Source organism: Actinomycetospora sp. TBRC 11914 (genome assembly GCF_012933465.1).
In the GTDB taxonomy this organism is placed as follows: Bacteria; Actinomycetota; Actinomycetes; order Mycobacteriales; family Pseudonocardiaceae; genus Actinomycetospora.
The window spans coordinates 56,940-70,762 of sequence record NZ_JABBND010000011.1; the positions used below are offsets into that span (position 1 = coordinate 56,940).

At 75.0% G+C, this 13,823-nt stretch carries 11 protein-coding genes; 3 read left to right on the forward strand and 8 right to left on the reverse strand.

The window, feature by feature from the left end; all coding sequences use genetic code 11:
* Nucleotides 1-2: 2 nt before the first annotated feature.
* The 3 genes from HH311_RS17575 to HH311_RS17585 are packed head-to-tail and all read right to left on the reverse strand — an operon-like array spanning nucleotide 3 to nucleotide 3,861.
* Nucleotides 3-1,148, reverse strand: coding sequence for an aromatic ring-hydroxylating dioxygenase subunit alpha (locus tag HH311_RS17575; RefSeq protein ID WP_169184984.1), 1,146 nt, complete (start codon nucleotides 1,146-1,148; stop codon nucleotides 3-5).
* Nucleotides 1,145-2,701 (reverse strand): AMP-binding protein, encoded by a 1,557-nt coding sequence (locus HH311_RS17580; protein ID WP_169184985.1) that lies wholly within the window; start codon nucleotides 2,699-2,701, stop codon nucleotides 1,145-1,147. Before HH311_RS17580 ends, HH311_RS17575 begins: the two co-directional genes overlap by 4 nt.
* Entirely contained in the window at nucleotides 2,698-3,861 is a 1,164-nt protein-coding gene (locus HH311_RS17585; protein ID WP_169184986.1) for a CaiB/BaiF CoA-transferase family protein, read from the reverse strand. Before HH311_RS17585 ends, HH311_RS17580 begins: the two co-directional genes overlap by 4 nt.
* Before the next feature lie 214 nt (nucleotides 3,862-4,075).
* Between HH311_RS17585 and HH311_RS17590 the strand changes: the two genes are divergently transcribed.
* Nucleotides 4,076-5,623 carry an AMP-binding protein gene (locus tag HH311_RS17590; RefSeq protein WP_169184987.1) on the forward strand — a complete coding sequence of 516 codons (1,548 nt, stop codon included), beginning with the start codon at nucleotides 4,076-4,078 and terminating at the stop codon, nucleotides 5,621-5,623.
* A 12-nt stretch (nucleotides 5,624-5,635) separates the two neighbouring features.
* On the opposite strand, the gene HH311_RS17595 is transcribed toward HH311_RS17590, so the two are convergent.
* Entirely contained in the window at nucleotides 5,636-6,232 is a 597-nt protein-coding gene (locus tag HH311_RS17595; protein ID WP_211190421.1) for a TetR/AcrR family transcriptional regulator, read from the reverse strand.
* Between the two features lie 135 nt (nucleotides 6,233-6,367).
* Between HH311_RS17595 and HH311_RS17600 the strand changes: the two genes are divergently transcribed.
* Both HH311_RS17600 and HH311_RS17605 read left to right on the forward strand, forming a co-directional pair.
* Nucleotides 6,368-8,605 (forward strand): molybdopterin dinucleotide binding domain-containing protein, encoded by a 2,238-nt coding sequence (locus HH311_RS17600; RefSeq protein WP_312030214.1) that lies wholly within the window; start codon nucleotides 6,368-6,370, stop codon nucleotides 8,603-8,605.
* Entirely contained in the window at nucleotides 8,602-10,215 is a 1,614-nt protein-coding gene (locus tag HH311_RS17605) for an FAD-dependent oxidoreductase (protein ID WP_169184989.1), read from the forward strand. Before HH311_RS17600 ends, HH311_RS17605 begins: the two co-directional genes overlap by 4 nt.
* Nucleotides 10,216-10,222: 7 nt before the next feature.
* Here the strand turns inward: HH311_RS17605 and HH311_RS17610 are convergent, their stop codons facing one another.
* The 4 genes from HH311_RS17610 to HH311_RS17625 form a co-directional block, all read right to left on the reverse strand.
* The gene (locus HH311_RS17610; protein ID WP_169184990.1) at nucleotides 10,223-10,921 is read right to left on the reverse strand and encodes an NAD(P)-dependent oxidoreductase; all 699 of its coding nucleotides are present in this window, start codon (nucleotides 10,919-10,921) and stop codon (nucleotides 10,223-10,225) included.
* Nucleotides 10,922-11,092: 171 nt separating this feature from the next.
* On the reverse strand, nucleotides 11,093-12,091 hold the full coding sequence (locus HH311_RS17615; RefSeq protein WP_169184991.1) for a hypothetical protein: 999 nt from the start codon (nucleotides 12,089-12,091) through the stop codon (nucleotides 11,093-11,095).
* Nucleotides 12,092-12,106: 15 nt separating this feature from the next.
* On the reverse strand, nucleotides 12,107-12,601 hold the full coding sequence (locus tag HH311_RS17620) for a hypothetical protein (RefSeq protein ID WP_169184992.1): 495 nt from the start codon (nucleotides 12,599-12,601) through the stop codon (nucleotides 12,107-12,109).
* Nucleotides 12,598-13,821 (reverse strand): phosphotransferase family protein, encoded by a 1,224-nt coding sequence (locus HH311_RS17625; protein ID WP_169184993.1) that lies wholly within the window; start codon nucleotides 13,819-13,821, stop codon nucleotides 12,598-12,600. The genes HH311_RS17620 and HH311_RS17625 overlap by 4 nt, the downstream gene beginning before the upstream one ends.
* Nucleotides 13,822-13,823 lie beyond the last annotated feature (2 nt).

The following is a 13,823-nucleotide window of genomic DNA, read 5'->3' on the forward strand; positions in this document are numbered from 1 at the left end:
GGTCAGTCCCCGAGGTCCGCGGCCAGCTCGCGGTGCAGGTGCTGGCAGGACTGCTCGTTCCGGCCGTAGAGGAAGGTGCCGTGGGGGTGGGCCTCGGCGTTGCGCTGGATGGTGCGCTCCATCGGCCAGTCCTCGTCGGTGGCGGCCTGCTCGAGGATCTCCCAGCTGCGGTGCATGCGTGCCTCGACGCGCTCGTCGCGCTTCTCCGGCCGGACCAGGAACCGGATCTGCGTGGTCGAGCGGCCCGGGGTGTGCAGGTCGGGCCAGACCGTCCAGAACTCCACGTGGTCCGGCGTCGAGATGACCATGGAGTTGGGGTAGAGCACCAGGTTGCTGCCCATGTACCGGAAGCTGGCGTCCACCTCCTCGCCGGCGCGCGCCTTCTCCCCCATCCGCGTCCGGGGGCTGAACGACTGCCCGTGCCGTCCGTACCGCCGCCACACGCTGGTGTTCGTCTCGATGAGCTTCCCGACGCCGTGCGGGTGCAGGAACATCGGGTGCAGGACGTCGATCGCGCCGTCGAGCACGATCTTCCAGTTGATGTCGAGGGTGAACGACCGGTCGAGGAAGATCTCGGCGCCGTCGAGCCCGTACGGCGCGAGCTGGGCGTCGACCTCCGGGCCGAGCCAGTCGTCGATGTCCCAGTCCTGCCGGCCGGACAGGTCCGCGAACAGGAAGCCGTGGCGCTCCTCGACGCGGATCGCGTGCAGCCCGTGCCGCTCCTTGTCGACGTGGGTGTAGAAGTCGTCGTAGGGCACGCCGCGCAGCCGGCCGTCGTCGCGGCCGTAGCTCCAGCCGTGGTAGCGGCAGCTGAAGATGCGCTTCGTCCCGCGGGCCTCGGACTCGACCTGTCCGCCGCGGTGCCGGCAGATGTTGAGGTAGCCGCCGATTCCGCCGCCGGCCTTGCGCACCACGATCAGCGGGACGCCGAGGACCTCCCGGGTGAGGAAGCCGCCCCGCAGCGGCAGCTCCGACGCATGACCGATGATCACGGGCAGCCGGGTCATCAGCTCCCGTTCCGCCGCGGCCCGCTCCTCGCTCACGAAGTGCGAGATCGGCACGCGCAGGTCGGTGTCGGACATCTCCGTGGTGCCGGCCCGCAGGTGCTCGGCGAGCAGGTCGGCGACGTCGTCGTTCATCAGGCTCATGGGGTGGCACTCCGGGGTCGCGACAGCGGTACCGCCTCCGGCGGCACCTCGGGGAAGGAAGCCCGGATCTCCCGCTTGAGCAGCTTGCCGCCCAACGTGCGCGGGAGCGGGGCGCCGGTACCGACGATCCACTTCGGCCGGCGGTAGTCGGCGAGGACGGTGCTGACGTGGGCGCCGAGCTCGGCCACGTCGACCCGCGACAGGTCCGGGACCACGAGCATCGGCACCTCGCCCCAGCGCGGGTGGGGGACGCCGACGACGGCGCACTCCTCCAGCCCCGGGCGTCCGGCCAGCACCGTCTCGATCTCGGCGGGGTACACGTTCAGCCCGCCCGAGATGAGCATGTCCTTGGCCCGGTCGACCAGCGTGAGGAAGCCGTCGTCGTCGAGCCGGCCGATGTCGCCGGTGTGCAGCCACCCGTCGGCGAGCGTCTCGGCGGTCGCCTCCGGCCGGCCCCAGTAGCCGGTCATCACCGACGGGCCGCGGAGCAGGACCTGGCCCGCCTCGCCGACCGGGACGTCGGCGTCCTCGGCGTCGACGATGCGCATCTCGTGGTGCATCACCACGCGCCCGACCGAGCCCACGTGGTCGGCCGCCTCGTCCTCGTAGAGCAGCGTGGCGTAGCCGCCGGCGAACTCGGTCTGGCCGTATCCCTGCCGCATCCCGACGCCGAGGCGCTGCCACGCGCGGATGACCTCGAGCGGCATCGGGGCGCCCGCGCCGATCCCCGCCCGCAGCGCGGACAGGTCGGCGTCCGCGAGCCCGGGCAGCGCGAGCACGCCCTCCCACACCACCGGGACGGCCGAGCAGACGGTGATCCGCTCGCGCTCGAGGAGCTCGAGGACCCGGGGCGGGTCGAAGGTGCCCTGCACGATCGCGGGCGCGCCGGTGGTCACCGACTCGCGCAGGTAGCTCGACGTCCCGCCGGTGAACGCCATCGGGATGATGATCAGGACGCGGTCCTGCCAGGTCAGGGCGTCGGCGACGGCGCGGACGGTCGCGTTGGCGATGATCGCCCGGTGCGGGAGCATCGCGCCCTTGGGCACCCCGGTGGTGCCCGAGGTGTAGGCCAGCAGCGCGGTCTCCTCGGGATCCGTGCGGCGCTCCGGCGGGCGTTCGCCGGCCAGGCGCAGGTCGTCGAGGGGGGTGGCGCCCTCGACGGGCTCGGTGGTGAGCACCGTGAGGTCGGGCATCGTCGCGCGCACCCGGGACAGGAGCGGCACGAGCGCGGGCTCGGTCACGACCATGCGGGCCCCGGCGTCGCGGACCGGGTGCTCCATCTCGCCCGGCGTGAAGCGGATGTTCAGCAGCTCCACGACGGCCCCGACGCGGAAGGCGGCGTGCAGCGCCTCGACGAACTGGATGCGGTTCGTCATGAGGACGCCGAGCACGTCGCCCGGGCGCAGGCCCGCGCGGTGGAGGCCGGCGGCCAGCTCGTCGGTGGCGCGGTCGAGGCCGGCCCAGGTGTACTCGCGCTCGGCGAAGCGCACGGCGAGCGCGTCGGGACGGCGCCGGGCCCAGAACCGCAGCAGGTCCGAGAAGTGCCCGGTCACGACAGCCCTCCCAGGACCTCGTCGGTGTGTGCCCCGAGCTCCGGCGCGAGGGCCGGGCGGAACTCCTCGCCGACCACGTGGACGGGGCTCGCGGCGAACCGCAGCCCGTCGACCTCGTAGGTGGTGGCGCGGGCCGTGAAGTGGGGGTCGGCGAGCAGCTCGGTGACGCTGTTGACCGGACCGCCGGCGATGTCGTGGGCCAGGAAGAGGTCGGTCCACTCGGCCCGGGTGCGGGTGCGGAAGAGCGCGTCGAGCTCGCGCCAGACGTGCTGGGCCCGGGCGTCGGCCCCGTCGTCGACGGTGTCGAGGTCGATCTCGAGCAGGTCGGGGCGGTCCACGGCCGTGCAGAACGCCCGCCAGAACTTCTCCGTGTGGGAGCCGAACACGATCGCCCCGTCGTCCTTGGTCGCGTAGGCGTCGAGCAGCGGCCAGTCCGGCAGCCGTCCGTCGGCGGTCCAGCCCGGCCGTGGCTCGGTGCGGTGGACGTTGAGGGCCGCGTCGATCCGGTCCGGCACCCACGCGGTCGCCACGTCGACGCTGCTGAGCTGCAGCCGGACCCCCTCGCCGGTCCGACCGGCCCGGATCACCGCGGCGAGGACCGCCATCGCGCCGTACGCGCCCAGGGCGTACATCGCCTGGGGCGTCTCGGCCGAGCCACCCATCACCCCGGGCGGGGAGGGACGGTCGGTGTCGACGGTGCGCAGCCCGGCGTACGCGTCGAACCACATCCCGCCGGTGGCCAGGTCGCGGTACGGCCCCTCCGCGCCGGTCCCGGAGACCTCGCAGAGCACGACCGACGGCCGGACACCGCGCAGCACGTCCCACCCGAGGCCGAGACGCTCGAGGTACCCGTGCCGGGTGCCCTCCACGACGGCGTCGGCGGTGGCGACGAGACGCAGGAAGTCCCGCCGTCCGTCGTCCGTCCGCAGATCCAGCGCGACGCTGCGCTTGCCCCGGTTCCAGCGGAGGTGCATGAAGCCGGGCCCGTCCGGTCCGTCCACGGCCCGCGCCCCGTTCGCCCGCACCCCGTCGCCCCGGCCCGGCGTCTCGACCTTGACGACGTCGGCGCCGAGATCGGCCAGGTGCCCGCCCACGGACGACGGGGCGAGCTGCGCGACCTCGAGGACGCGGACGCCCTCGAGGAGCGAGTAGCCGGCCATCAGCGCCCTCCTCGTCCCTGCTCCACCCCCGCACCATGACACGTGAGACAGCAAGCGTCAACCGTCTCATCACTCGGGCACTGAGCTGCCAATTTTTCACCCGCAGCCGCCCCGGCCGCCGTCGCTGGCGATACGGTTGACGCTGACTGTCTCACGTGTCACCGTGACTCGACACGGCGCCGTCGAGGGCACCGTCCGAGCCCCCGGAGCCCCCGTGAACCTCGCCGACCTCGTCCGGTTCTGGGGCCACTGGCGTCCCGAGGGCGAGGCCCTCCTCTGCGGCGACCTCCGCCAGACCTGGGCCGAGCTCGACGCGGTCAGCGACGCCGTGGCCGCCGGCCTGGCCGCGCGCGGGGTCGGCCACGGCGAACGGGTGGGCGCGCTCCTGGGCAACCGTCCGGAACTGGCCCACCTCGTCCTGGCGACCCTCAAGCTGGGGGCCGTCAGCGTCCCCCTCAACGTCCGCCTCACCGCGGCGGAGCTGGCGCCGCTCGTCCTCGACGCGGACTGCCGGGTGGTCGTCACCGAGGACGCCCTGGCCTCCGGCCTGGAGGTCGCGGCGGCCGCCGCGGACATCGACGTGCTGTCGGTGGGGGGCTCCGACCTGCCGTCGTGGACCGAGCTCCTCGCCGCCGGCGGCACGCCGCCAGCGGTGGAGATCGCCGACGACGACGCCGCCTTCCTCTGCTACACCTCGGGCACCACGGGCATCCAGAAGGGCGCCGTGCTGACCCACCGCAGCGTGCTCGCCCCGGCGCAGGCCAAGGTCGTCTCCGAGGGGCTCTCCTGGCGCGACCGGATCCTCGTCGCCGTCCCGCTGGTCTACACCGGCGCCGTCATCTCCTGCTTCATGCAGTTCACCGTCTACGCCGGCGGCGCGATGGTGCTGGAGCGGGACTTCGACCCGGACCGCTACCTGGACACCATCGAGCGGCACCGCATCTCGGCGCTGACGACCGTCCCGGTCCTCTGGGAGCGGATGGCCGCGTCGCCGGACTTCGCCGCGCGCGACCTCTCCTCGCTGGTCTCCGCCGCCGTCGGCGGGGCTCCCGTCCGCCTCGACCTGCTCGAGCGCTACCGCGAGCGCGGAGTCTCGCTGGTGCAGGTCTACGGGATGACCGAGGCGTCCGGGCTCATCAGCGCGCTGCGGGCGGAGGACGCCGGCGACCATCCCGGCTGCGCCGGGAAGGCGATCCTGGGCACCCGGATCCGGATCGCCGGCCCCGAGGACGAGACCCTGGCGCCCGACGAGGTCGGCGAGATCCTCGTCCGGGGCGACCACGTCATGCGGGAGTACTGGCGCAATCCGTCGGCGACGGCCGCGACGATGCTCCCGGGCGGGTGGCTGCGCTCCGGCGACCTCGGGAGCACCGACGAGCGCGGCTACCTCAAGGTCGTCGACCGCACCAAGGACATGCTGATCTCGGGCGGGATCAACGTCTACCCGGCCGAGATCGAGCGGGTGCTGGCCGGGGTCGACGGGGTGGCGGAGCTCGCCGTCATCGGCGTGCCGGACCAGCGCTGGGGCGAGGTACCGCTCGTCGTCGTGACGTGCACCGACGAGCCCACGACGACGCTCGCGCGGCTCGCCGAGCGGGCCCGCACCGGCCTCGCCGGGTTCAAGCGCCCGCGGTTCGCCGTCGCGGGCACCGAGCCGCTCCCGCGGACGTTCTCGGGCAAGATCGCCAAGCCCGAGCTGCGCAAGACCTACCCCACCGTCCCGCCCGAGGCCGCCGCCCTCGACGTCGCCACCCGCCGCTGAGGGGGCCGGCGGTCACGACACCAGGGCCGGGACCACGAAGTCCGCGACGAGCCGGCGGATGCGCTTCTCGTCGTCGGGGGTGTCCTGGAGCTGGACGATGAACATGATCTCCAGCCGGGAGATCCACTCGCACAGCCCGTCGAGGTCGACGTCCCCGCGGATCTCGCCCGCCTCCTGCGCCGCGACGAGGATCGGCTCCCAGAACTCCCGGGTGAGCTCGATCGAGAGCCCGGTCGGCCCCAGGAGGCTGTTCGCGAGCGCCATCTGCTCGGGCGAGACCAGGGCGCGGATCAGCGGATCGCGGTGACCGACCCGGACGTTGCGGCTGATCCCCTCCACCATCCGGTCGGTCAGGGAGCCGAGCGCCATGATCCGGTCGCGGTTGCGCGCCAGGTTCTGCCGCGCCCGGCGGCGGACCAGGGCGATCAACAGGCTCTCCCGGTCCGAGAAGGTCCGGTACAGCGTCGCCCGGGAGATCGCGGCGGCCGAGGCGACGTCCTCCATCGTGGTCTTCGCGATCCCGTAGTAGGTGAAGCAGGAGTCCGCCGCGTCCAGGATCCGCTCCTCGGCGGAGGCCCGGCGAGGCGCCGGGGTGGGTCGCGCGGGCACGCATCGACCCTATCCGAGCGTCCTCACCGCCAGCGGTCGTCGATGCCGGACGCGCTCGTCACCTGGCGGGGAGCCGTCGACGGGATTTAACCTAAAGGCTGTCGGTACAAGCGGAACCTGCCGGGGGGAACCGTGGTGGTGCACCGGGACGTGCGTCGGATCTGCCCGCTCTGCGAGGCCACCTGCGGGCTGCTCGTCGACCTCGACAAGGACGGCCCCGTCGCCCTGCGGCCGAACCCGGACGACGTGTTCAGCGCCGGGCACGCCTGCGCGAAGGGGCTCGGGCTCGCCGCCACCGACCGCGACCCCGACCGGCTGCGCACCCCGATGGTCCGGGAGGGCGGGCGTCTCCGGGCGGCGACCTGGGCGGAGGCGTTCGCCGCGGTGGCCCGGCGCCTGCCGCCGCTGGTCGCGCAGGACCGCCGGGCCGCGGCGGTCTACACCGGCAACCCGGCGGCCCACCACCTCGACCACACCTTCTACCTGCCCGCCTTCCTCGGTGCGCTCGGCACGCCCAATCTCTTCTCCCCCGCCAGCCTCGACACGCTGCCGAAGAACCTGGCGACGATGCTGCTCTACGGGACCGGTCTCGGCGTGGCGCTGCCCGACCTCGACCGCACCGACCTCGTCCTGCTGCTCGGGACCAACCCGCTGGTCTCGAACGGCAGCACGGTCTGCATGCCGGGCTTCGGGGACCGGCTCGCGGCGCTGCGTGCGCGCGGCGGTCGGGTCGTCGTGGCGGACCCGGCGAGGACCCGCACCGCCGAGGTCGCGGACCTCCACCTCCCGGTGCGCCCGAACAGCGACGCCCACCTGCTGCTCGGGATGCTCTCGGTGATCGCCGCCGACGGCTCCGCCTGCCTCGGGGCCGCCGACGGCCTCGTCGACGGGGCCGACGAGGTGCTCGGGCTCGCCGCGCCGTTCACCCCGGAGGTCGTCGCCCCCGTGGTGGGGATCCCGCCGGAGACGATCCGGGACCTGGCCCGGAGCTTCGCCGCCGCGGAGCGCGCCGTGGCGCACGCGCGGATCGGCACGTGCACCCAGGGCTACGGCTCGCTGGCCAACTGGCTGGTCGAGGTCCTCAACATCGTCACCGGCCGCCTGGACACCCCCGGCGGGGCGATGTTCGCGAAGCCGCCGGGCGGTGGCCCGACGACCTGGCCCGGCGGCGGGAAGCTCCTCACCGGCCGCTGGCACTCCCGCGTCCGCGGGCTGCCGGAGTCGCTCGGCGAGCTGCCGGCGGCCTGCCTGGCCGAGGAGATCCTCACGCCCGGCGAGGGGCAGGTGCGGGCGCTGGTCACGATCGCCGGGAACCCGGCGCGCAGCGTCCCCGGCAGCGAGCACGTCGAGGAGGCGCTCGCCTCGCTCGACTTCATGCTGAGCCTGGACACCTACCTCAACGAGACGACCCGGCACGCGGACGTCGTCCTGCCCGCTCCCGGCCTGCTCACCCACGGTCACTTCGACCTGACGCTCAACCACTTCCAGATCCGCGACGCGGCCCGCTGGAGCCCCGCCGCGCTCGATCCCGCCCCCGGCGAGCTCCCGGAGTGGCACCAGCTCGCCCGGCTGACCGGCATCCTGCGCGGGGACCCGGACCTGACGGTGACGGCGTTCGACGACGAGGTCGCCGACCAGGCGATCCGGCGGGCCGCGAAGCTCGCCCGCCGACCCGAGGACGTCGTGCGGGCGGCCGTCGAGCCCCGCCGCGGGCCGGAGCGGCTGCTCGACCTGCGGCTGCGCAGCGGCCCCTACGGCGACCGGTTCGGCGAGGACCCGTCGGGCCTGACGCTCGCGGTGCTCGAGGAGCACCCCGACGGGATCGACTACGGCCCGCTGCGGCCGCGTCTCCCCGACGTGCTGCGCACCCCCACCGGGCGGATCGACGTGGCGCCGGAGGTCCTCATGGCCGACGTGGAACGGCTGCGGGCCGGCCTGGAGGCGGACGCCGCTCCCGACCGGTTGGTGATGATCAACCGGCGGCAGCGCCGCGGGATGAACTCGTGGCTGCACAACGCGCTGCCGCACCGCACCGACGCCGAGAGCGCGCTGCTGATGCACCCCGACGACGCCGCGTCCCGTGATCTCGTCGACGGCGACGAGGTGGTGGTGCGGTCCGGCGCCGGCCAGGTCACCGCCGAGCTGCGCGTGGACGACGCGATCCGGCCCGGGGTGGTGAGCCTCCCCCACGGCTGGGGCCACGACGGCGGCGGTCTGCGCATGCGCCGCGCGACCGCCAGCCCGGGGACGAACGTGAACGCGCTCGCCGACGACCTCGTCGTCGAGCCCCTGACCGGGATCGCGATCTTCTCCGGGATCACCGTCGAGGTCGAGGCCCACGACCACGCGACGGTGCCGGCGGCCGCCCGATGACGTACGTGATCACCCAGCCCTGCTGCAACGACGCCGCCTGCGTCGACGTCTGCCCGGTCGACTGCATCCACCCGCGACCGGACGAGCCCGGCTACGCCACCGCCGAGGCGCTGCACATCGACCCGACCGGCTGCATCGACTGCGGGGCCTGCGTCGACGTCTGCCCGGTCGAGGCGATCGTCCCCGGCGACGCGCTCGACGCCGCCGGGCGACGCAGCCTCGAGCTGAGCATCGCGGTCACCCGGGAGATGACGCCCGCGCCACCGGCTCCCGCCACGGTCAGGCCGTCCCGGCCGGCGCGCGCCACGGGCCGCGCGCCGCGGGTCGCCGTCGTCGGGACCGGCCCGGCCGGCATCTACACGGTGCTCGAGCTGCTCGAGCGCACCGACGGGCACGCCGAGGTCACCGTGCTCGAGCGCCTGCCGGTCCCGGGCGGTCTGGTCCGGTACGGGGTCGCGCCCGACCACGCCCGCACCAAGCGCTTCGAGACCACGGTGACCCGCGCCCTGCGCCGACCGGGCGTGCGGCTCCTGCTCGACGTCGAGCTCGGCCGCGACGTCGGCACCGACGAGCTCCTCGACCACCACGACGCCGTCGTCCACGCCGTCGGCGCCCGCCAGGGCCGCCGGCTGGGCATCCCCGGGGAGGACCTGCCCGGCAGCCACTCCACCACCGACGTGGTCGGCTGGTACAACGGCCACCCCGACCACGCCGGGCTCCCGCTCGACCTCGCCACCGAGCGCGCGGTCGTCATCGGCAACGGCAACGTCGCCCTGGACACCGCGCGCCTGCTCGTCAGCGACCCCGCGAGCCTCGCCGCGACCGACATGGCGCCGCCCGCGCTCGACGCGCTCGCCGCGAGCTCCGTCCGGGAGGTCCACGTCGTCGGGCGGCGCGGGCCCGGCGACGCCGCGTTCACCGTGCCGGAGCTGCACGGTCTGCTCGACCTGCCGGGCGTCGACACGCTCGCCCACCGGGCGGAGCTCGGGACGCTCCCCGCGGACGGCGCCGCCGGGCGCAAGGCCGCGGCCGTCGCGGCGCTCGCCGACCGGGAGCCCCGTCCCGGCACCCGCCGGATCGTGCTGCGCTTCCACCGGCGTCCGGAGGCGATCCTCGGCGAGCACGCGGTCCGCGGCGTCCGGCTCGCCGGGCCCGACGGTGACACCGAGGAGCTGGCCTGCGGGCTCGTGCTCCGCGCGGTCGGGCACCGCGGCGTCCCGGTACCCGGTCTGCCCTTCGACGCCGAGCGCGGCACCGTCCCCCACGACCGGGGACGCGTCGTCGACCCCACGACGGGCGCCGCCCGGGCCGGGCACTACGTCACCGGCTGGGTCAAGCGCGGACCCTCCGGGGTCATCGGCACCAACCGCTTCTGCGCGGCCGAGACCGTCGAGAGCCTCCTCGCCGACCACGTCGCCGGCCGCCTCCCCGCACCGGCCCACGACGCCGAGCGGCTGGCGGTGCTGCTCACCGAGCGGCGTCCCGACCACCTGGGCCTGGACGCCTGGCGGGCCATCGACCGGCACGAGCGGCGGGCCGGGCGCGCGGCGGGCGCGCCCCGGCGCAAGCTCGTGACGCTCGACGCCCTGCGTGAGGTCGCCCGACGCTGAGCGACGGTCAGCCCGTCGGCGACCCGGTCTCCGTTTCGGCCGCGTCCCGGAATGCGCGCAACCCGTGGCGCACGAGCCGGTCGAGGAGCCCTGGTGCGACGACCCCGACGGCGTCGAGCCGCTCGTCGAGCAGCCCGAGGTCCTTGCGCAGCAGCTCGAGGCCCCGGGTCCAGCCCTCCCGGTGACGGGGCACCACGTGCTCGCCACCGCCCGCCACGAACATCTGGGCCGCACGGCTCCCGCCGGTGGACGACGCGATCGCCGTGACCGCCTCGCGCGGGTCCATCCCCAGGGCCCGGAGCAGCCCGACGGCCTCGTCGAGCACGCCGAGCTGGGCGGTGAACAGGTAGTTGTTCACGAGCTTCAGCGCCTCGCCGGATCCCAGGGGACCGACGTGGCGCACCAGGCTCCCGACCGCGTCCAGCACCGGGCGGGCGCGCTCGAACACCTCGGGGGCACCGCCCACCATGACGGTCAGGTCGCCGTCGAAGGCCCGGGCGCGGCCGCCCGAGACCGGCGCGTCGAGCACCTCCACCCCGTGCTCCGCGGCGAGGGCGCCCACGCGGGTGCAGGTCGCGGGCGCGACGGTGCTGTGGACGACGAGGACCGCGCTCGGCGGCAGGTGCCCCCACATGTCCCCGCACACCTGCTCGACCTGCGCGTCGTCGCCGACGCACACGCCGACCAGGTCGGAGAGCTCGGCCATCTCGGATCTCGGCGGCGCCGGCGAGGGCGAGCAGCGGCGGCGGGGTGGCGAGCGACGGGTGGTGGGCCACCTGGAGCGTGTCGTAGCCGGCCGCCTCGACGCGACGCACCAGCTCGGGCCACCGCGCCCACCCGGTGGCGCCGGACTCCACCACCCCGAACCGGAACCCGGTCACGGCGACCCGGTGTCGTGCTCGCCCAGCACGCGGCGGTGCTCGGCCGAGGGCGTCGCCCGTTCCCGCACCGCGAGCAGGCCGGAGCCGACCCGGTCGCCGAGCCGGAACTCGCCGTAGGCGTCGGTGACGAAGTAGCCGCCGTCGTGGGTGGACACGCTCGCGACGTGCACCTCCCCGGTGAACGCCTGCGACCGGCCGGCGGTGTCGCGCAGCTCGCCCGCGCAGCGCCGCGGGGTGTGCCCGTCGGTGGCGATGGTGACCTCGACCTCGACGTCTGCCACGCGGCTGACGCGGCCGTCCCGGACCACGAAGCCGTAGACCCGGCGGTCGGTGTCGGTGCCGATCGAGTACAGCGAGGCCTGCAGGTCGGGCCCGAACGCCATGTGCACCCAGCGGTGGGTGGCGGTGAGGCCGCCGTAGGTGCGGGGACCCCACGAGTGGTCGTGGAAGCCCCACCCGTCGACCTCGCGGGTGGTGCCGCGGCCGTCGGAGACGGTGCCCCGGACCCGGCCGAGCACCTCGTAGTGCCCCGTCCCGGCGGAGCCGTAGTCCGCCGCGCCCCGGTGCTCGCGCTCCGGGGCGTCGGGGCCGGCGTCGTCGCCGGGCATGGCGTGGTGGAGCACCGGCGTGACGACCTCGAGGTCCACGTCCTCGGTCGCCCCACCGGGCTGGGCCACCGCGAGCTGGTAGCGGGCGAACGGCTCGATGGTGCGGACCCTCGTGGGACCGACGGGCGGGTCGACGACCTCGGTCCCCGGGCGCAACGGCAGGTTCAGCGACTGGAACTTCCCGGCGACGGCGCCGTCGAGGACCGTCCAGCTCCAGAGGCAGGACCGGTCCGCGGCGGGCTGCAGGTCGACGTGGTGGTAGCCCCCGCACCGCGTCCGCGCGTCGTACCAGGAGAGCATCGCGGTCTCCTGCCAGCGCTCGACGCCGGGCGTCGGGTCGTGGCGCGCGGCGTCGGCGACGGTGAACGGTCCCAGGCGCGGCGGCATGGTCGAGGGCTCCTCCTAGCGTGGGGTGAGGCCCTTGAGGCACCAGGTCCGGTGGTCCTCGCCGAGGACGAGGTCGACGGGGAGGGGGTGCGGCTGTCCCTGGTAGGTGATCGTGAGGTCGACCGGGACGCGCGACTCGGAGTCGATCAGGAGGTGTGCCGCGCCCGCGGGCTTCACCGCGGAGATGACGCTGAAGATCTGGGGGTCGATCGGCTGCACGGGCTTCCCGTCGGGTCCGAGGCAGGAGATCGCGTCCAACGTACCGGTGTCCCTCGCGGTCAGCGCGGTGGTCGCCTCCGCGCCCAGCGCGTCCGGGCTGCCCGGGCCGAAGGCGTGCCCGGGCCAGACGAAGGCGCCGAGCAGTCCGACCACCAGGAACCCGACGAGGAAGCCGCCCACGAGCCCGAGCAACGTCTGCTTCCGCGAGCGCCGGGGAGGGGCCGTCGCGGTCCCCTCGGCCGGGGTCGGCGCCGCCGTCCCGTGCTCGGTCACGGTCTCGGTGTCGGTCATCGCTCCTCCGTGGGCCCGGGGTCGACGGCGAACACACCCGCCTCGTCGCGCCGGTCGCCCGGCACCCTACGAGGGCCGTCGCGGACGCTCCGGGGCGGGGACGCCGTCGTCGCCGGGGGGCCGACGATCCGATCCGCGGAGCGGTCGTCGAGCAGCCGGCGCACCCGCTCGAGCAGGCGGTCGACGTGCCGGGGGTCGTCGGGGCCGGGCACGGGGCGCCCCATCGCGGCGCGGTCGGCGAACGCCCGGTGCCGGACCATGGCGAGGTGCAGGTGCACGTACAGCTCGTGCCAGGGCAGGTCGTCGAGTCCCAGCCCGGTGCGGGTGGACCACGCCGCGGCGGTCTCGGCCGGGTCCCCGATCCCCTCCGGTCGTGCGCCGGCCAGGTCCTCGACGTGGACGTGGTCGAACATCCGCCACCAGGCGAGGTCGAACAGCGGGCCGGCCACGGTGACGATCTCCCAGTCGAGCACGGCCGAGACCCGGGTGCCGGCGAACAGCATGTTGCCGAGCCGGGCATCGCCCCACGACAGACCCGGCGGCGGGTGGGCCGGGGCGGTGTCGGCGAGGACCGCCAGCGCGTCGTCGACGAGCGGGTCGGGCGGCGCGTCCGCGAGCGTGACGTCCCGGTAGCGCCGCAGGTACTCCACCCGCTCCCCCACCACGTCCCCGTCCACGCCCGGCAGCCCCGGCAGGACGAGCCCGGTGACGTCGACCGCGGCGAGGCGGGCCAGCACGTCCAGCGCGGAGGACCAGAGCGCCCGCCGGTCCGCGGCCGTCATGTCCGCGACGAAGCCCTCGACGGCCCAGCTCGGGAAGTCCAGCGGTGCCCGTCCCGGCAGGCGCTCCAGGATCATCATCGGGGCGCCGAGCGCCTCGCCGTCGGGATCGACGTCGAGCACCGCCGGGACCGGGACGTCACAGTGCGCCGCCACGTGCCGCAGCGCCGCCGCCTGCCGTGCCACCGACGTCCCGGGGAAGACCTGCGAGGCCGGGACGACGACCCGGACGACGACCGAGGTCGGGCCGTCGCCGTCGAGCCCGTCGACCCTCGCCACGAGCGTCTCGTTCGCCGAGCCGGCCCCGACGACCGGTGAGGGCGGGTGGACCCGCAGTCCGGCGGCGCGCTCCGGGTAGCGGGCGGCGAGGCGGGCGCCCAGCGCGCGGGCGGTCCGTTCCGGATCCCGGTCGACGGTGACCTGGAGGGAGGTGGGGGTCATCG